This is a genomic window from Streptomyces subrutilus (genome assembly GCF_001746425.1).
Classification (GTDB): Bacteria; Actinomycetota; Actinomycetes; order Streptomycetales; family Streptomycetaceae; genus Streptomyces; species Streptomyces subrutilus_A.
Genome location: NZ_MEHK01000001.1, coordinates 3,167,863 through 3,185,275 on the forward strand (window position 1 = coordinate 3,167,863; position 17,413 = coordinate 3,185,275).

15 protein-coding genes and 1 pseudogene are annotated in these 17,413 nt (G+C 74.0%); 3 read left to right on the top strand and 13 right to left on the bottom strand.

The window, feature by feature from the left end:
• Positions 1–152: 152 nt before the first annotated feature.
• From BGK67_RS15205 to rsmI, 8 genes and pseudogenes are all read right to left on the bottom strand, one after another.
• Positions 153–1,958 carry an ABC-F family ATP-binding cassette domain-containing protein gene (locus BGK67_RS15205; RefSeq protein WP_069920598.1) on the bottom strand — a complete coding sequence of 602 codons (1,806 nt, stop codon included), beginning with the start codon at positions 1,956–1,958 and terminating at the stop codon, positions 153–155.
• 110 nt (positions 1,959–2,068) lie between these two features.
• Positions 2,069–2,221 (bottom strand): annotated as a pseudogene (locus tag BGK67_RS15210) (acyltransferase family protein); the annotation flags it as partial.
• Positions 2,222–2,629: 408 nt separating this feature from the next.
• On the bottom strand, positions 2,630–3,526 hold the full coding sequence (locus BGK67_RS15215; RefSeq protein ID WP_069920600.1) for a 4-(cytidine 5'-diphospho)-2-C-methyl-D-erythritol kinase: 897 nt from the start codon (positions 3,524–3,526) through the stop codon (positions 2,630–2,632).
• Positions 3,523–4,425 carry a 16S rRNA (adenine(1518)-N(6)/adenine(1519)-N(6))-dimethyltransferase RsmA gene (gene rsmA, locus BGK67_RS15220; protein WP_069920601.1) on the bottom strand — a complete coding sequence of 301 codons (903 nt, stop codon included), beginning with the start codon at positions 4,423–4,425 and terminating at the stop codon, positions 3,523–3,525. The genes BGK67_RS15215 and rsmA overlap by 4 nt, the downstream gene beginning before the upstream one ends.
• Complete coding sequence (locus BGK67_RS15225; protein WP_069923873.1) at positions 4,422–5,636, bottom strand: resuscitation-promoting factor; 1,215 nt, start codon at positions 5,634–5,636, stop codon at positions 4,422–4,424. The genes rsmA and BGK67_RS15225 overlap by 4 nt, the downstream gene beginning before the upstream one ends.
• Positions 5,637–6,057: 421 nt before the next feature.
• Positions 6,058–6,954, bottom strand: coding sequence for a TatD family hydrolase (locus tag BGK67_RS15230; protein ID WP_069920602.1), 897 nt, complete (start codon positions 6,952–6,954; stop codon positions 6,058–6,060).
• Between the two features lie 10 nt (positions 6,955–6,964).
• A complete protein-coding gene (locus BGK67_RS15235; protein ID WP_107488812.1) occupies positions 6,965–7,453 on the bottom strand; it encodes a hypothetical protein in 489 nt (162 codons plus the stop codon).
• 139 nt (positions 7,454–7,592) lie between these two features.
• On the bottom strand, positions 7,593–8,510 hold the full coding sequence (gene rsmI / locus BGK67_RS15240; RefSeq protein WP_069920603.1) for a 16S rRNA (cytidine(1402)-2'-O)-methyltransferase: 918 nt from the start codon (positions 8,508–8,510) through the stop codon (positions 7,593–7,595).
• An 87-nt stretch (positions 8,511–8,597) separates the two neighbouring features.
• On the opposite strand from rsmI, the gene BGK67_RS15245 reads away from it, so the two are divergent.
• Positions 8,598–10,364, top strand: a complete 1,767-nt coding sequence (locus BGK67_RS15245) for a dolichyl-phosphate-mannose--protein mannosyltransferase (RefSeq protein ID WP_069920604.1) — start codon at positions 8,598–8,600, stop codon at positions 10,362–10,364.
• Positions 10,365–10,437: 73 nt separating this feature from the next.
• Here the strand turns inward: BGK67_RS15245 and BGK67_RS15250 are convergent, their stop codons facing one another.
• A complete protein-coding gene (locus BGK67_RS15250; RefSeq protein WP_069920605.1) occupies positions 10,438–11,130 on the bottom strand; it encodes a histone deacetylase in 693 nt (230 codons plus the stop codon).
• Positions 11,131–11,316: 186 nt separating this feature from the next.
• Between BGK67_RS15250 and BGK67_RS15255 the strand changes: the two genes are divergently transcribed.
• Positions 11,317–12,960 (top strand): penicillin-binding transpeptidase domain-containing protein, encoded by a 1,644-nt coding sequence (locus BGK67_RS15255; RefSeq protein WP_107488813.1) that lies wholly within the window; start codon positions 11,317–11,319, stop codon positions 12,958–12,960.
• Between the two features lie 84 nt (positions 12,961–13,044).
• A complete protein-coding gene (locus BGK67_RS15260; RefSeq protein ID WP_069920607.1) occupies positions 13,045–13,524 on the top strand; it encodes a YbaK/EbsC family protein in 480 nt (159 codons plus the stop codon).
• A gap of 37 nt (positions 13,525–13,561) precedes the next feature.
• Here the strand turns inward: BGK67_RS15260 and BGK67_RS15265 are convergent, their stop codons facing one another.
• The 4 genes from BGK67_RS15265 to BGK67_RS15280 are packed head-to-tail and all read right to left on the bottom strand — an operon-like array spanning position 13,562 to position 17,348.
• Complete coding sequence (locus BGK67_RS15265; protein WP_069920608.1) at positions 13,562–14,731, bottom strand: serine hydrolase domain-containing protein; 1,170 nt, start codon at positions 14,729–14,731, stop codon at positions 13,562–13,564.
• Between the two features lie 22 nt (positions 14,732–14,753).
• On the bottom strand, positions 14,754–15,548 hold the full coding sequence (locus BGK67_RS15270; protein WP_069920609.1) for an energy-coupling factor ABC transporter ATP-binding protein: 795 nt from the start codon (positions 15,546–15,548) through the stop codon (positions 14,754–14,756).
• Positions 15,536–16,297 (bottom strand): cobalt ECF transporter T component CbiQ, encoded by a 762-nt coding sequence (cbiQ, locus tag BGK67_RS15275; protein ID WP_069920610.1) that lies wholly within the window; start codon positions 16,295–16,297, stop codon positions 15,536–15,538. The genes BGK67_RS15270 and cbiQ overlap by 13 nt, the downstream gene beginning before the upstream one ends.
• Position 16,298: 1 nt before the next feature.
• Positions 16,299–17,348, bottom strand: a complete 1,050-nt coding sequence (locus tag BGK67_RS15280) for an energy-coupling factor ABC transporter permease (protein WP_069920611.1) — start codon at positions 17,346–17,348, stop codon at positions 16,299–16,301.
• Between the last annotated feature and the right edge of the window lie 65 nt (positions 17,349–17,413).

A 17,413-nucleotide genomic window follows, 5' to 3' on the forward strand; every position in this document is an offset into this window, starting at 1 on the left:
CGGGGAAGATGACCTTTCTATCACTCACGCAGGCCTTATGCCGGGCCGGTCCGCCCCCTGTTCCCAAGGACGGACCGGCCCGTGATGACGTCGTTATCCGGCCAGTTGCCGCGCGGGCGCCCGGCGGGCCCGCGCGGGCGCGGCGGCCGGAGCTACGCCTCCTCGGCCAGCTCCAGCCAGCGCATCTCCAAGTCGTCGCGCTCCGAGAGCAGTTCCCGCAGTTCGGCGTCGAGCTTGGCCACCTTGTCGTAGTCGGTGGAGTTCTCGGCGATCTGCGCGTGCAGATTGCTCTCGCGGTCGGAGAGCTTGTTGAGCTGCCGCTCGATCTTCTGGAGCTCCTTCTTCGCGGCCCTGGAGTCCCCGGAGGAGACGGGCTTCGCCGCGGCCGCGGCGGCCGGGGCGGGCGCCGGGGCGGCCTCCTCGATCATCCGCCGGCGCCGTTCCAGGTACTCGTCCAGACCGCGCGGCAGCATCCGCAGGCTCGCGTCGCCGAGCAGCGCCATCACGGTGTCGGTGGTGCGCTCGATGAAGAACCGGTCGTGGGAGATCACGATCATCGATCCGGGCCAGCCGTCGAGGAGGTCCTCGAGCTGGGTCAGGGTCTCGATGTCGAGGTCGTTGGTGGGCTCGTCGAGGAAGAGGACGTTGGGCTCGTCCATCAGCAGGCGCAGGATCTGCAGCCGGCGCCGCTCACCGCCGGAGAGGTCGCCGACCGGCGTCCACTGCTTCTCCTTGGTGAAGCCGAACTGCTCGCACAGCTGGCCCGCGGTCATCTCGCGGCCCTGGCCGAGGTCCACGCGGTCGCGGACGCGCTGGACGGCCTCCAGTACGCGCAGGGACGGGTCGAGTTCGCCGACCTCCTGGGAGAGGTAGGCCAGCCTGACGGTCTTGCCGACCGAGACCTTGCCCGCGGCGGGCTGGACCTCGCCCTGGGTGCGGGCGGCCTCGGCGAGGGCGCGCAGCAGGGAGGTCTTGCCGGCGCCGTTGACGCCGACGAGGCCGATGCGGTCGCCGGGGCCCAGGTGCCAGGTGAGGTGCTTGAGGAGGGTCTTCGGGCCGGCCTGGACGGTCACGTCCTCCATCTCGAACACGGTCTTGCCCAGGCGGGCGTTGGCGAAGCGCATCAGCTCGGACCGGTCGCGCGGCGGCGGCACGTCGGCGATCAGCTCGTTGGCCGCCTCGATGCGGTAGCGGGGCTTGGAGGTCCGGGCGGGGGCGCCGCGGCGCAGCCAGGCCAGCTCCTTGCGCATGAGGTTCTGCCGCTTCTGCTCCTCGGTGGCGGCGATGCGCTCGCGCTCGGCACGGGCGAAGACGTAGTCGCTGTAGCCGCCCTCGTACTCGTGCACCTCACCGCGCTGCACGTCCCACATGCGGGTGCAGACCTGGTCCAGGAACCAGCGGTCGTGGGTGACGCAGACCAGGGCGGAGCGGCGGTCCTGGAGGTGCCGGGCCAGCCAGGAGATGCCCTCGACGTCGAGGTGGTTGGTGGGCTCGTCCAGGACGAGGAGGTCCTGGTCGGCGATGAGCAGCTTGGCGAGCGCGATGCGGCGGCGCTCGCCGCCGGAGAGCGGGCCGATGACGGTGTCGAGGCCCTGCCCGAAGCCGGGCAGGTCGAGGCCGCCGAACAGGCCGGTCAGGACGTCGCGGATCTTGGAGTTGCCGGCCCACTCGTGGTCGGCCATGTCCCGGATGATCTCGTGGCGGATGGTGGCCGCGGGGTCGAGGGAGTCGTGCTGGGTGAGCACGCCCATGCGCAGGCCGCCGGACTGGGTGACCCGGCCGCTGTCGGGCTCCTCCAGCTTCGCGAGCATCCGGATCAGGGTGGTCTTCCCGTCGCCGTTGCGGCCGACCACACCGATCCGGTCTCCCTCGGACACGCCGAGGGAGATGCCGTCGAGCAGGGTACGTGTGCCGTACACCTTGCTGACTGCCTCGACATTGACCAGATTGACGGCCATCAGACGCGCTCCAGAGAAAGGGTGTGGATCAGCCCCTCAGCCTAACCCTCCGGGCCGGGCCGGACCGTTCCACGAGGAGCCAGCCGCCCAGTGCCATGCCGATCGCGGCCGGCGAGCAGGTTCCCCACGCCGTCGCCGCTGACGGCGGCCATCAGCCAGTGCCCGAGCACGACGACCCCGAGCGAGGCGACCCGCAGGAGGTCGACGTACCGGTCCCGGGAGGCGGGGGTGGCCGCGGCCGTGTCGCGTGCGCTGGCTGTCATGGGCTCAGGCTCGCCGCCCGGCCGGGCCCGCCGACAGGGTTCACGTACTCAACTCCGCCTGAGTACGGCCACCGTTCCCGGCCCGGGCCCCGTCCCATTCCCTCCGCCCCGCCGCTCCCGGGGCTCCGCCCCAGACCCCGCCGGGCTGCGCCCGGACCCGCGCCTCAAACGCCGGCGGGGCTGGACGTCGGCTCCTGCCGCCCGCCCGGTGCGGCTGGATGCCGCAGGGCGAGCCCCGCCCCTTGGCACCACCCGGCCCACCCGCACAGCCCGGCCCCGCCCGGGCACAACCCAGCCCCGCCGCCGTTTGAGGCGCGGGGTCTGGGGCGGAGCCCCAGGTTCCTCAGCCCCGCCGGCGTTTGCGGCGCGGGGGTCCGGGGGCTGGGCCCCGGCTGCGGCGGGGCGGGGTCAGGACGGCAGGATCGTGGCGCCCGGGGCCGGGCTGGCGGCCACGCGGGTGGCGCGGCAGGTGCCCGAGGCTTCGAGGGCGGCGGCCACCTTCGCCGCGGCCTCCTCGTCCCGGACGAGGAAGGCCGTCGTCGGGCCGGAGCCGGACACCAGCGCGGCCAGCGCACCGGCCTCGGTGCCGGCCGCCAGGGTCTTCGCCAGCGCGGGCCGCAGCGAGAGCGCCGCCGCCTGGAGGCCATTGGCCAGGGCAGGGGCCAGCGCGTCCGGGTCCCCCGAAGCCAGGGCCGCCAGCAGGGCCGGCGAGGCCTCGGGCTCCGGGATCCTCGTACCGGCCGTGAGCCGGTCGAACTCCCGGAACACGGCCGGCGTGGACAGCCCGCCGTCGGCCACCGCGAACACCCAGTGGAACGCACCCGCCTCCACGGGGGTCAGCAGCTCCCCGCGCCCCGTCCCGAGCGCCGCCCCGCCGACCAGGCTGAACGGCACGTCGCTGCCCAGCTCCGCGCAGATGTCGAGCAGTTCGGCGCGCGGCGTGTCCAGGCCCCACAGGGCGTCGCAGGCCAGCAGGGCCGCCGCCCCGTCCGCGCTGCCGCCCGCCATACCGCCCGCGACGGGGATGCTCTTCGCGATGTGCAGGTGGACCGCCGGGGCGATTTTGGCCCGCTCCGCCAGGATCCCGGCGGCGCGCGCCGCGAGGTTCGTGCGGTCCAGGGGCACCTGGTCGGCGTCCGGGCCGGCGCAGGTCACGGTCAGCTCGTCGGCCGCGGTCGCCGTGACCTCGTCGAACAGCGAGACGGCGAGGAAGACGTTGGCGAGGTCGTGGAAGCCGTCGGGGCGGGCCGCGCCCACCGCCAGCTGGACGTTGACCTTCGCGGGCACTCGTACGGTCACGCTCACAGCGCGGGCCTCTGCGCCTCGGGCTTGTGCTCGGCGATCGCGGCGAACTCCTCCACCGTCAGCGACTCCCCGCGCGCCTGCGGCGAGACCCCGGCGGCGACCAGCGCCGCCTCGGCCCCGGCCGCGGACCCGGCCCAGCCGGCCAGCGCGGCGCGCAGCGTCTTGCGGCGCTGCGCGAAGGCCGCGTCCACGACCGCGAAGACCTCCGCCTTCGAGGCGGTCGTCTTGATCGGCTCCGCCCGCCGCACCAGCGAGACGAGCCCGGAGTCGACGTTCGGCGCCGGCCAGAAGACCTTGCGGCCGATGGACCCGGCGCGCTTGACGTGCGCGTACCAGTTGGCCTTGACGGAGGGCACCCCGTAGACCTTGTTGCCGGGTTCGGCGGCGAGCCGGTCGGCGACCTCCGCCTGCACCATCACCAGGGTCCGCTCGATGGTGGGGAACCGGTCGAGCATGGTCAGCAGGACGGGCACGGCCACGTTGTACGGCAGGTTCGCCACGAGCGCGGTCGGCGCCGGGCCGGGCAGCTCGGTCACCAGCATCGCGTCGGAGTGGACCAGCGCGAAGCGGTCCTTGCGCCCGGGCATCCGCGCCTCGATGGTGGCGGGCAGCGCCGCCGCGAGGATGTCGTCGATCTCGACGGCCGTGACCCGGTCGGCGGCCTCCAGCAGCGCGAGCGTCAGCGAGCCCAGGCCGGGGCCGACCTCGACGACCACGTCGTCCGGCCGCACCTCGGCGGTGCGCACGATCCGGCGCACCGTGTTGGCGTCGATGACGAAGTTCTGACCCTTCTGCTTGGTCGGGCGCACACCGAGTGCGGCGGCCAGCTCCCGGATGTCGGCCGGTCCGAGAAGGGCGTCAGAAGGGTGGTCGTTGGGCTGCTGCTCTGCGGTGCTCACCCGCTAAGCCTACGGCCGCAGTGCGGCCACGGACTCGCCCCCCGCTGCACGTAGAGCTTCTTCGCCCGGTACGTCTGCTCCGAGGCCGGGGCGTCCTGCGGGCGGCCGCTGCCGCCGAGGCCCTGCCAGGTCCGTACGTCGAACTGGTAGAGGCCGCCGTACGTCCCCGAGGGGTCGGTGGCCGAGGGGCGCCCGCCCGATTCGCACTGGGCGAGGGCCGCCCAGTTGAGGCCGTCGGCGCCGGACACGGAGGTCGGCAGCGGCTTCGTGCCGACCCTGACGCGCTGGGTGACGGGCTCGCGGACGGTCTCGTCCGCGATGCGGCGGGGCTTTTGGCGGACCCCGTTGACGGTGCGCAGGCTGTAGGTGACCCGGCGGGCCCCGGACCGCCCGGCGCGTTCCACGACCTCGGTGCCGGCGAAGAGGGTGCCGTCCTTGACCCGCTCCGTCTCGTACGGGATGCGCTCCTCGCGGACCTCGCGGGTGCCGGTGATGCGCAGCACGGTGATGGTCAGGCCGTCGCGCGGGAAGGCGGTGGGCGGCACGGAGGTGGTGTCCTGGCCGTTCAGGGTGATGCCGGCCTGGTCGAGGGCCTCCTGGACGGTGGCGGCGTTGGTGCGGACGGTGCGTTCGCGGCCGTCGGCCATGAAGGTGACGCTGCGTTCGGTGCGGACGCTGAGGGCCATTCCGGCGCGCGGCACGGGGGCGGTGCGCGGCGCCGAGAGGTAGGCGCCCTCGGCGCGGATGCCGAACTGGCGCAGTGCGCCTTCGACGGTGCGGGCGGTGGTCCACACCTGGCGCTGCAGGCCGTCGAGGGTGAGGCTCAGGGGGCGGCCGTAGCGGACGACGACCTGTTCGCCGTCGTCGAGGTGTTCGCCGGGGCCGGGGGCCACGAGGTCGTGGGGGCCGAGGGCGAGCCCTTCGGAGGCCAGTAGTTCGTCGACGTCGTCGGCGAAGGTGTGCAGGGTGCGCGGGACGCCGTCGACGGTGAGCCGTACCGCCTTGTCGGCGGCGACGAAGGCGGTGGTGCCGCCGGCGAGGAAGGCGACGACCAGGGCCTGCGGCACCATCCGCCGCCAACTGGCCGGCGGGGGCTCGGCGGGGGCGGTGCGGCGGCGTCTGCCGGTGCCGGGCCCGGGCCCCGGTACCGGCACGCATCCCGGGGCGGGTCCCGGCGCGGGTCCCGGCGCGGCCGCGGGCGCCGGCAGCAGGGCGACCGGGGCGGGGGCGGGTGCCCGGCGGCGCCCCGACCCGGCCCCGACGGCACCGACACCACCGACCGCATCGGGCGCGAACCCGGCGACGGGGGTCAGCGGCAGCGTGGCGGACACGGCGGACACCGTCGGCGCCTCGGGGTCGGCCCATCCGCCCGGCTGTCCGCCCTGGCGGGCCCGGCGGCGCCCGGCCCGGCGCGGGCCCGGGACCCCCGGATCGGCCCCCGGATCCGGGGCCCCCGGATCCCCGTACGCCCCCGGAACGGGACCGCCACGGCGGTGACTGCCCTGCGTATCGCTCACGACGCTCGCTCCACTGCTGCTCCGGCACCCGCTGGTTCGGGCACGGCACCTTAGCGGAGGAGTCGTCACGCACCAAAGCCGGACGGTCACACAGCGTGTCGTCCGGCCGGGGCGGTCAGTAGTCGAAGGCGCGCGCCGTGTTGGCCGCCAGCGCGGTGGCCATCGCGTCCTCGCCGATGCCCCGGACCGCCGCCATCGCCCGTACGGTCAGCGGAATGAGGTACGGGGCGTTGGGCCGTCCGCGGTACGGCGCCGGGGTGAGGTACGGGGCGTCGGTCTCGACGAGCACCAGCTCCAGCGGGGCCACGGCCAGCGCCTCGCGCAGCGGGGCGGCGTTCTTGAAGGTGACCGTCCCGGCGAAGGACATGTAGTAGCCGGCGGCGGCGCACTCCCGGGCCATGTCGGCGTCCCCCGAGTAGCAGTGGAAGACGGTGCGCTCCGGCGCGCCCTCCTCCCGCAGCACGCGCAGCACGTCCGCGTGGGCGTCGCGGTCGTGGATCACAAGGGCCTTGCCCCGGCGCTTGGCGATCTCGATGTGGGCGCGGAAGGAGCGCTCCTGCGCGGCCATGCCCTCCGGCCCGGTGCGGAAGTAGTCCAGTCCGGTCTCGCCGACCGCCTTGACGTGCTCCAGCGCGGCCAGGGCCTCGATCTCGGCCAGCGCCTCGTCGAGCGCGGCCTGTCCGCCGCCGGTCCGGGCGCCCTGCCGCGACCAGCCCTCAGGGTCCCCGTGCACGATCCGGGGCGCCTCGTTCGGGTGCAGGGCCACGGCCGCGTGGACGTTCTCGTACGCGGCGGCCGTCTCGGCGGCCCAGCGCGAGCCCTTCACGTCGCAGCCGACCTGGACGACCGCGGCCACACCCACCGAGGCGGCCTTCGCGAGGCCCTCCTCGACGGTGCCGGACTGCATGTCCAGGTGGGTGTGCGAGTCCGCCACCGCCACCCGGAGGGGTTCGGGCAGCGGTGGCGGTGCGTCCTTGGAGGCTCGGGAGGCCGGGGCCGGCGAAGTGCTCATGGGGCCGATCTTATGACCGGCGGAAGATCCCCAGCAGGCGGGAGAGGAGGCCCGGGTGCTTCTCGGACTCGTCGACGGCGACGGGCCCGGGGGCGTCGTGCGCGGGGCGCGCCCGGTGCGGCCCCCGGGTCCGGGGGACGTCCGCGCCCGCCGGGACGGGCCCGGCGATGCCGGGGGCGACGCGGTGGTGGTAGAGCTGGTCGAGCGTGCCGAGCACCGAGGAGACCTGTCCCGCGCGCATGATCCGGACCACGTGGCCGCCGCAGTTGTGGCAGGTCGGGTTGGACAGCGGGGAGGGCACCCGCTCGCCCTCGGCCTTGTACATGATGAACGGCTCGCCCTTGCCGTCCAGGTGGTGCTCTATGTCGTAGGCCTGCTCCCAGCCGTACCCGCACCGCATGCACGCGAAGGAGTACGCCTCGTGCACGGTCTGCACGGCAGGACCGGCGGGCGCGCGGGGCGCTGCCGCGGGTACCGGGGTCTCAGCGATCTCACTCATGCCAGCTCCTCTTGTTCCACTGGTGCCGTTGCCAGTGGACGCCTCTTCGGGCGGGAGCGCATCAGGCCCTGTCCGTTGTTGGACGGTCCTTGGGGGACTCATGCCCAAAGCGCCCGGTGCGCGGTCTGAGCTTTGCCTTTCAGGTTAGCCCTTTACCGGTTTGCGGCATCTTTTGTGCCGCGTTCTTTGCCGCGACGACCGCGTCGAACACCTCGCGCTTGGGTACTCCGGCCTCGGCGGCGACCGCCGCGATGGCCTCCTTGCGCCGCTCCCCCGCCTCCTCCCGCACCCGTACCCTGCGCACCAGCTCCTCGTCGTCCACATCGCCGGGGGCCGCCGCCGGGGCGCCCTCCACCACGACGGTGATCTCCCCGCGCACGCCCTCGGCCGCCCAGGCGGCCAGCTCGCCGAGCCCGCCGCGCTTGACCTCCTCGTACGTCTTGGTCAGCTCGCGGCACACGGCGGCACGGCGCTCGGCGCCGAAGACCTCGGCCATGGCGGCCAGGGTGTCGTCGAGCCGGTGCGGGGCCTCGAAGTAGACGAGCGTGCGCCGCTCGGCCTCCACCTCGCGCAGCCGGCCGAGGCGCTCGCCCGCCTTGCGCGGCAGGAACCCCTCGAAGCAGAACCGGTCCACCGGCAGCCCGGACATGGCCAGCGCGGTGAGCACCGCGGACGGCCCGGGAACGGCGGTGACCTTGATGTCCTTCTCGACGGCGGCGGCCACCAGCCGGTAGCCGGGGTCCGACACCGAGGGCATCCCGGCGTCGGTCACCAGCAGCACGCGGGCCCCGCCGGCCAGCGCCTCGACCAGCTCGGGGGTCCGCGCGGACTCGTTGCCCTCGAAGTACGACAGGACGCGCCCGGTGGTGTGCACGCCGAGGCCCTGGGTCAGCCGGCGCAGCCGCCGGGTGTCCTCGGCGGCGATCACGTCGGCCCGCTCCAGCTCGGCCGCGAGCCGCGGCGGGGCGTCCGTGAGGTCGCCGATGGGGGTGCCGGCGAGTACGAGGACTCCTGCCGGAGAGGTGGGCTCGCTGGCGCGGGGCTGGTCAGTGGTCACCCGCCCATCCTCTCAGCCCCGCCCGGCCCCGCGCCCGGACGCCCCCGGTGCTGGGGTTCCCACAGATCCGTTCCCTACGATGACCCGGTGACCAAGACCGCGACGCCGCCGCCCAGCCCCGCGGGGGCCCCGCCCTCCCCGCCGGCGGGACGCGACAATGAGCCGCCCACCTGGCTGCGCCGCCTGCGCGCCTTCGGCTACGTGCCCCGCGCCGGTGCGGGGCAGGGCGACGTGCGCACCCGCCTGGTGCCCCCGTACGCGCAGCCGTCCCCGCAGCTGTGGATGACCTTCGGGCTGCCGCCGAGGGTGTGGGACACCTGGCAGCGGATCGTCTCGTGGGTCGGGCCGCTGCTGGTGGCGCTCGTCGCCGGCGTGCTGCGGTTCGCGCACCTGGGCAGCCCGAAGGCGGTGATATTCGACGAGACGTACTACGCCAAGGACGCCTGGGCCACGATCAAACAGGGCTACGAGGCGAGCTGGCCCAAGGACATCGACAAGTCGATCCTCGCCGACCCCGGCTCGGTCCCCCTCCCGCTGGATCCGGGCTACGTCGTGCACCCGCCCGTCGGCAAGTGGGTCATCGGGCTCGGCGAGTGGATGTTCGGGCTCACCCCCTTCGGCTGGCGGTTCATGACCGCCGTGCTCGGCACCCTGTCCGTGCTGATGCTCTGCCGGATCGGGCGGCGGCTGTTCCGCTCGACCTTCCTGGGCTGCCTGGCGGGGGCGCTGCTCGCGGTGGACGGCCTGCACCTGGTGATGAGCCGCACCGCGCTGCTCGACCTGGTGCTGATGTTCTTCGTGCTCGCCGCCTTCGGTGCGCTGCTGATCGACCGGGACCGGACCCGCGCCCGGCTCGCGGACGCGCTCCCGGTGGACGACGAGGGCCGGACCCGGCCGGACGTGCGGATCGCCGAGACGCTGGGGCTGGGTGCGCGCCCGTACCGGATCCTGGCGGGGGTCTGCCTGGGCCTCGCCGCCGGGACGAAGTGGAACGGCTTCGTCGTCCTGGCCTTCTTCGGCGTCCTCACCGTCCTGTGGGACGCCGGCGCGCGGCGCACGGCGGGCGCGGGCGCCCCGTACGCGGCGATGCTGCGCCGCGACGCGCTGCCCGCGTTCCTGTCCACCGTCCCGGTCGCGGTGGTGACGTACGTGGCCTCGTGGTCGGGCTGGATCTTCAGCCCGGACAACGGCAAGGGCGGCTACCTGCGCGACTGGGCCGCCAAGAACGACCAGGGCAGCGCGCTGTCGTTCCTGCCCGAGTGGCTGCGCAGCCTGTGGCACTACGAGACCGAGGTGTACGCGTTCCACGTCGGCCTGACCTCGGGGCACACCTACGAGTCGAACCCGTGGAGCTGGCTGGTCCTGGGCCGGCCCGTCTCCTATTTCTACGAGTCCCCGGAGCCCGGCACCGACGGCTGCCCGGCGACGGCGGCCGGCAAGTGCGCCCGCGAGGTCTTGGCGCTGGGCACCCCGCTGCTGTGGTGGGCGGGCTGCTTCGCGCTGCTGTACGTGCTGTGGCGGTGGTTCTTCCGCCGCGACTGGCGGGCGGGCGCGATCGCGTGCGCGCTGGGCGCGGGCCTGCTGCCCTGGTTCAACTACCAGGAGCGGACCATCTTCTTCTTCTACGCGGTGGTGTTCGTCCCGTACCTGTGCCTGGCGGTGGCGATGATGATCGGCGCTTTGCTGGGCCCGGCCGGATCGAGCGAACGGCGGCGGACGCTGGGCGCGATCGGGGCGGGGGTCCTGGTCCTGCTGATCGTGTGGAACTTCATCTACTTCTGGCCCATCTACACGGGCCAGACCCTGCCAATGGACTCCTGGCGGGCCAGGATGTGGCTGGACACCTGGGTCTGACGACCCCACGGCCGAAGGCCCCGGCACCCGGCGGTGGTGCCGGGGCCCTCGTCGTGCGGGGGCCGTCCGGAGGTCAGGGGGTCGGGCCGGCCGGGTGCCAGGGCGTCATGAGGGCCAGGATCTCATCCGGGCTCCAGTGGCCGGCGGCTCCGGGGCTGCGGGCGAGGTAGCCGGCGATGGAGGGGCCGGTCCAGGCGCCGGACTCCAGCAGGCCCGCCGCCAGGTAGCTCACGTAGGCGGCGGACGGCTTCACCCAGTCCACGTCGTGCATGGCCCAGGGGGCGGTGAAGGTCAGTACGGGAATGCCCTCCAGGACGCCGGCGCAGATCAGCGTCTCGTAGCGGCCCGGGCCCCGCTCGTCGCGTCCCGAGCGCAGCACCTCGGTGAGGTCGAGGTCGAGGTCGGGCCCCGGCTGCCGGTACATCTCCTGGGCGGTGATGTCGGAGAACTGCTGGGTCGTCACCAGGTGGGCGCGCGCCCGGGTGAGGCCCGCCTCGGCCGGGTCGTAGAAGGCCCGGCCGCCCGTCCACACCGGGGACTTCGTGGCGAAGTACAGCCGCCCCGGCAGCTCGACCGGCACGGAGCGGGCGGGCGCGCGGGGGTCGCGGCAGCCGGGGTAGCTGCGCGCGGCGCCGGCCGGGGTGCCTCCGGCGAGGTAGCAGGCCAGCCGGTCCCGGTGCGTGTTCGAGCCGTAGGAGGTGTACCAGACCAGTTCCGGGGCGGCCCCGGGGGTGCGGGCCGCTTCCACCGTGCGGACGAGGTTCATCGGACGATCTATACCGGCTGGGCCGGGCCGCTGCCTCGCCCCGTTGCCCTCCTCCGCTCCTTTTCGGCCATCGTTGTTCCGGTCCGGTAACGAGAACGCATGCGCACGGCGACGCGGCGTAGGGTCGACCCCACAGATTCTTTGAACATGTTCAGAGAATGCCGGTTCCGGGGGAGGAACGAAGAAGTGAACGGGGCAGCGAAGGGCGCGATCATCGGCGGGGTGTTCCTCGCGTTGCTCGGCGGCACCGGCTACGGGGTCTACGCCCTGGTCGGAGACGCGGGCGACGACGGCAAGGGGGCCGCCAAGGGCGACACCGCCGTCCAATCGGAGAAGGGCAGCGGCCCCGTCACCGAGAAGGAGACCGCGGCGACCGCGAAGGCCTTCCTGGCCGCGTGGGCCGCCGGTGACGACCGGGCGGCCGCCGACCTGACCAACAACGCGCAGGCCGCGCAGACCGCGGTGGGCGACTACAAGGCCAAGGCGTACGTGTCCAAGGCCGTGATCACCCCGGGCCCCGCGACGGGTACGACCGTGCCGTTCAAGGTCGAGGCGGAGATCACGTACGAGGGCACGACCAAGCCCTTCGCGTACGACTCCCAGCTGACCGTGGTGCGCGGCCTGACCAGCGGAAAGCCGCTCGTCGACTGGCAGCCCGCAGTGATCCACCCGCAGCTCCAGAGGGACGAGAAGCTGCGCGCGGGCACCCCCGCGAGCCCGCCGGTCAAGGCCGTCGACCGGGGCGGCGAGGAGCTGACCGCGGAGAAGTACCCCTCGCTGCGGCCGGTCCTCGCCGAACTGCGCGAGACGTACGGGGCCGAGGCGGGCGGCGCGTCGGGCGCCGAGGTCTGGATCGAGCCGGCGGACCGGAGCGCGCCGAAGCGGACCCTGCTGACCCTGGTCGAGGGAGAGCCCGCCGTCCTCAAGACGTACCTGGACGCGAAGGTCCAGGCGGCGGCCGAGCAGGCGGTCGCCAGGTTCCCCGAGGCCTCGGTCGTCGCGATCAAGCCGAGCACCGGGCACATCCTGGCCGTCGCCAACCACCGCAAGGACGGCTACAACGCGGCGATGACGGGCAACCGGGCGCCCGGCTCCACGATGAAGATCGTGACGGGAGCGATGCTGCTGGACCGCGGCCTGGTGGCGGCCGACAAGCCGGCGGAGTGCCCGAAGGAGGTGTCCTGGGGCGGCCGCCCGTTCCACAACCTGAAGAACTTCGAGCTGCCGGCCGGCACCAGCTTCGCGACCTCCTTCGCCCGGTCCTGCAACACCGCCTTCATCAAGCAGATCAAGCCGGTCGACGACGACTCGGCGCTGCCGAGGGAGGCCACGGAGGTCTTCGGCATCGGGCTGGACTGGAAGACGGGCATCAAGTCCACCGACGGCAAGGTCCCGCCGGCGACGGGCGCGGCGGCGGCCGCCGCGTACATCGGACAGGGCCAGATCACCATGAACCCGCTGAACGTCGCCTCCATCACGGCGACCGCCCGCACGGGCGTCTTCCGCCAGCCGCTCCTGGTCGCCCCGGAGCTCGACGGCCGCACGATCGCGACGGCGCAGCGCCGCATGAAGCCCTCGGTGCAGCAGCAGCTGGTCTCGATGATGAAGCTGACGGCGACCAGCGGCACGGGCCGCGAGGCCATGGCCTCGGTCGGCGGCACGGACAAGGGCGCGAAGACCGGCTCGGCGGAGGTCGACGGCGCGGGCAGCCCCGACAGCTGGTTCACGGGCTTCAGCGGCGACCTGGCCGCGGCCGCCATGGTCGAGGCGGGCGGCCACGGCGGCGACGCGGCGGGCCCGATCGTCGCGACGGTCCTGAACGCCCGCTGAGACCGGCCCGCGGCCGCTATGGGTCACGGGGCGGCGGGCCGAAACCGCCTCGCGTCGGGACCCCGGCGGCGTTGGCGTGCGGTGATGACGACCTCCACGCATCCACTGTTCGCCGAGGCCCTGGACGGGCTGGGGCTCGAGCTCGCCGTTCGGGCCCTTCCCGAAGGGACCCGTACCGCGGTCGACGCGGCCGCCGCGATCGGCCGCGAGCTCAGCCAGATCGTGAAGTCGCTGGTCTTCGCCGCGGACGGGGTGCCGGTGCTGGTCCTGATGGACGGGGCCTCGCGGGTCGACGTGGAGGCGGTGCGCCGGGAGCTCGGGGCGGAGGAGGTCACCCGGGCGGATGCCGCACTGGTGCGCGAGACGACGGGCTACGCCATCGGCGGGGTCCCGCCCTTCGGGCACCGCACGCGCACGCGGGTGCTCGCCGACCGGCGGCTGCTCGGCCACGACGTGGTCTGGGCCGCCGCCGGCACCCCCAACACCGTGTTCCCGATGGGGCCGCAGCAGCTCGTCGAGCACGCCGGAGCCACCCTCGCCGACGTACGGGAAGCCGCCGGCTGACCGCAAGGCCGCGAGCCGCCGCCGAGCGCGCCGCGCGTCAGGCGGTGAGCGCCGCGCGCAGGGCTCGGACGAGGGCCTGGGCGCGGGGGTCGGCCGTGACCGACTTGGCGTGGGCGTTGGTGACGTAGCCGAAGCCGATGCCCGCGTCCGGGTCCGCGAAGGCCAGGGAGCCGCCGCGGCCCGGGTGGCCGAAGGAGGCCGGCGAGAGCAGCGGCGAGGCCGGGCCGTGCAGCATGTAGCCGGGGCCGAAGCGGGTGTTGACCACCAGGACGCGGTCCGGGCCGGCCGAGAGCTCCTTGCCGGCGAGGGCGGTGGTGGCCGGGGTGAAGATCCGCGCGCCGTCCTCCACCACGCCGATGGCGGCCGCGTAGAAGCGGGCCAGGGCGCGGGCCGTGCCGATGCCGTTCGAGGCCGGCAGCTCGGCCGCCCGGTAGGCCGGGTCGTTCTCGTCCGGCAGCGGGTCGATGGCCGCGAAGGCGCGGCGGGTCAGGGACCGGGGGTCGGCGTAGGCCTCGGAAACGTTCCTCTTCGGCCGGGTCTTGAGCAGGCCGGCGCTCGCGGGCGGGTCGACCGGCGCCACCCGCCCCACCCGGTGGACCTCCGTCTCCGGCAGGCCTATCCAGAACTCCAGGCCCAGCGGCTCGGCGATCTCCTCGGCCAGGATGCCGCCGACCGTGCGGCCCGTCGCCCGCAGCACCAGCTCGGACAGCAGCCAGCTGAAGGTCTGTGCGTGGTAGCCGTGCCCGGTGCCGGGCTCCCAGTAGGGCTGCTGCGCCGCGACCGCCCGCGGACCGGAGACCCCGTCCGCGGCCTCGGCCGCGCTCAGCCCGCGCTCCAGCGCCGGAAGCCCCGCGCGGTGCGCGAGCAGGTCGCGGACCAGGGTCCGGTCCTTGCCGCCCGCCTTGAACTCCGGCCAGTACGAGCCCACGGGCGCGTCCAGGTCCAGCAGACCGCGCTGGTGCAGCAGCAGGGGGACGGCCGCGGCCACCCCCTTGGTCGCGGAGCGGACGATCTGCGCGGTGTCCTCGGCCCACGGCTCGGTGCCGTTCGCGTCCTTGGTGCCGCCCCACAGGTCCACGACCTTGCGGCCCTCCCGGTACACGGCGACCGCCGCGCCCCGGTCCCCGAGCACCTCGAAATTGCGCGCGAACGCGTCTCTGACGGGCTCGAAGCCCTCCGTCACCACACCCTGGATATCCACGCGCAGTGCAACAAACCCAGACCGGTGCTTATGCCACCGATACGGAGCGCGGGTCGAAGCCGAAGGGCAGTTCCAGGCGGTGGGCCCGCATGAGCGCCTCGTCGCACAGCAGGTCCTGGGTCCGGCCGTCGGCGGCGATCACGCCCTCGCTGAGGACGACCGAGCGCGGGCACAGCTCCAGCGCGTACGGCAGGTCGTGGGTCACCATCAGCACCGTCACGTCGAGCGAGCGCAGGATGTCCGCGAGCTCGCGGCGCGAGGCCGGGTCCAGGTTGGAGGAGGGCTCGTCGAGGACGAGGATCTCGGGCCGCATGGCCAGTACGGTCGCCACCGCCACCCGGCGGCGCTGCCCGAAGGACAGGTGGTGCGGGGGCCGGTCGGCGAAGCCCGCCATCCCGACCTGCTCCAGCGCCTCCCCAACCCGTTCCTCCAGCTCGGCGCCGCGCATTCCGGAGGCGGCCGGGCCGAAGGCCACGTCCTCCCGGACGGTCGGCATGAAGAGCTGGTCGTCGGGGTCCTGGAAGACGATGCCGACGCGGCGCCGGACCTCGGCGAGGGTGCGCTTCTCCACGGGCGTCCCGGCCACGCGCACGGAGCCGACCCCGCCGGCCAGGATGCCGTTGAGGTGCAGCACGAGGGTGGTCTTGCCGGCGCCGTTCGGCCCGAGCAGGGCCACCCGCTCGCCGTGCCCGACGGTCAGGTCGACCCCGAAGAGGGCCTGGTGCCCGTCGGGGTAGGCGTAGGCGAGGCCGGTCACCTCGAGGGAGGGGGCGGCGGCGGGGCCGCAGGACGGGGCGGGGCCGGGAGCAGTCACAGGGTCCATCCCATCAGACAGACGGCGAGGGCCGTCACCGGGAGCGCGGCCGCGCAGGCCCACTGCGTGCGAGTGGCCACGGCCTCGTCGATCACCGGCATCGAGCCGGCGTAGCCGCGGCTGACCATCGCGAGGTAGACCCGCTCGCCGCGCTCGTAGGAGCGGATGAACAGCGCGCCGGCCGTCTTGGCGAGCACGCCCCAGTGCCGGATCCCGCGCGCCTCGAAGCCGCGCGAGCGCCGGGCAATGGACATCCGCCGCAGCTCACCGCTGATCACGTCCCCGTACCGGATCATGAACGAGGCGATCTGGACCAGCAGCGGCGGCAGCTTGAGGCGCTGGAGCCCCAGCAGCAGCGCCCGCAGCTCGGTCGTCGAGGCGAGCAGTACGGACGCGGCCACGCCGAGGGTGCCCTTGGCGAGCACGTTCCAGGCGCCCCAGAGTCCGGAGACGCTCAGCGAGAGGCCGAGGACCTCGACCCTCTCGCCCTCGGCCACGAAGGGCATCAGCACCGCGAAGGCCACGAACGGGATCTCGATCAGCAGCCTCCGCAGCAGGAAGCCGGCCGGTATCCGGGCGGCGGCCGCGACGGCCGCGAGCAGGACGGCGTAGGCCCCGAAGGCCCACACCGCCTCCCGCGGGGTGGAGACCACCACCACCACGAACGCGAAGGTGGCCGCGAGCTTGCAGTGCGGCGGCAGCGCGTGCACCGGGGAGTGCCCGGGGCGGTAGAGCCGGTGGGCGTGGCCCGCACCCACGTCAGCCCGCCGAGACCTGGGCGGAGGCCGGCCGCTCGTCCGTGCGGCGGCGGCGGACCGCCCAGAAGACGCCGGTGCCGACGGCGACGGTCGCCCCGACACCGAGGGCGCCCGCGAGGCCGCCGGACAGGCGGGCGTCGGTGACGTCCTTGACGGAGTAGTCGGCGAGCGGGGAGCCGGCGGCGGCGTGCTCCTCGACGGTGGCGTCGATGCCCTGGTCGGCGGCGACCTTCTCCAGGCCGTCGGGGCTGGCGGAGGCGTAGAAGGAGACGAACCCGGCGAGGACCAGGGCGGTGACCAGGCCGGCGGCCCACACCTTCTTGGTGGAGCGGGCCGCGGCCGGGGCGGGAGCGGCGGCCGGGGCATCGACCAGTTCGCCGCCGACGCGCAGCTTCAGCGGGGTGGCGAGCCCCCGGGCCCCGTGCACCAGGTCCGGCCGTACGGCGATCACGGCGCCCACGGTGGCGGCGGTGATCAGGGCCTCGCCGATGCCGATGAGCACGTGCACGCCGACCATCGCGGTGAGCACCTTGCCCAGGGGGACGTCGGTGGTGCCCCCGACGGCATAGAGCAGGGTGAAGGCGGCGGCCGAGGCCGGCACCGAGACCAGGGCTCCGACGAAGGCGGCCGCTGTCACCGAGCGGCGGCCGCCGGGCAGCACCTTGAGCAGCCCGCGGAAGAGGGCGTAGGAGAGGACGACGGTGACGACGCCCATGACGGTGATGTTGACGCCGAGGGCGGTCAGGCCGCCGTCGGCGAAGAGGATGCCCTGCATGAGCAGGACGACGGACACGCAGAGCACACCCGTGTAGGGGCCGACGAGTATCGCGGCGAGCGCTCCGCCCAGCAGGTGTCCACTGGTGCCGGCGGCGACGGGGAAGTTCAGCATCTGTACGGCGAAGATGAAGGCGGCGACGAGACCGGCCAGCGGCGCGGTCCGTTCGTCGAGCTCGCGGCGGGCGCCGCGGAGGCTGACGGCGACAGCGGCGACGGCCGCCACTCCGGCGGCCACCGAGACGGGTGCGTTGATGAATCCGTCGGGCACATGCATGGAGTAGCTCCGCTTCTCACACAGTCTTTAACCGTTCAAGAATAGTGCTCAGTTGCAAACCGTTG

Bases quoted from the DNA above. Each gene is read 5' to 3' on its own strand.
- BGK67_RS15230 (WP_069920602.1), bottom strand. From the start codon at position 6,954: ATGAGCACTTCGCCGGCCCCGGCCTCCCGAGCCTCCAAGGACGCACCG.
- BGK67_RS15250 (WP_069920605.1), bottom strand. From the start codon at position 11,130: ATGAACCTCGTCCGCACGGTGGAAGCGGCCCGCACCCCCGGGGCCGCC.
- BGK67_RS15270 (WP_069920609.1), bottom strand. From the start codon at position 15,548: ATGGACCCTGTGACTGCTCCCGGCCCCGCCCCGTCCTGCGGCCCCGCC.
- BGK67_RS15280 (WP_069920611.1), bottom strand. From the start codon at position 17,348: ATGCATGTGCCCGACGGATTCATCAACGCACCCGTCTCGGTGGCCGCC.
- BGK67_RS15205 (WP_069920598.1), bottom strand. From the start codon at position 1,958: ATGGCCGTCAATCTGGTCAATGTCGAGGCAGTCAGCAAGGTGTACGGC.
- BGK67_RS15235 (WP_107488812.1), bottom strand. From the start codon at position 7,453: ATGAGTGAGATCGCTGAGACCCCGGTACCCGCGGCAGCGCCCCGCGCG.
- BGK67_RS15260 (WP_069920607.1), top strand. From the start codon at position 13,045: ATGACGACCTCCACGCATCCACTGTTCGCCGAGGCCCTGGACGGGCTG.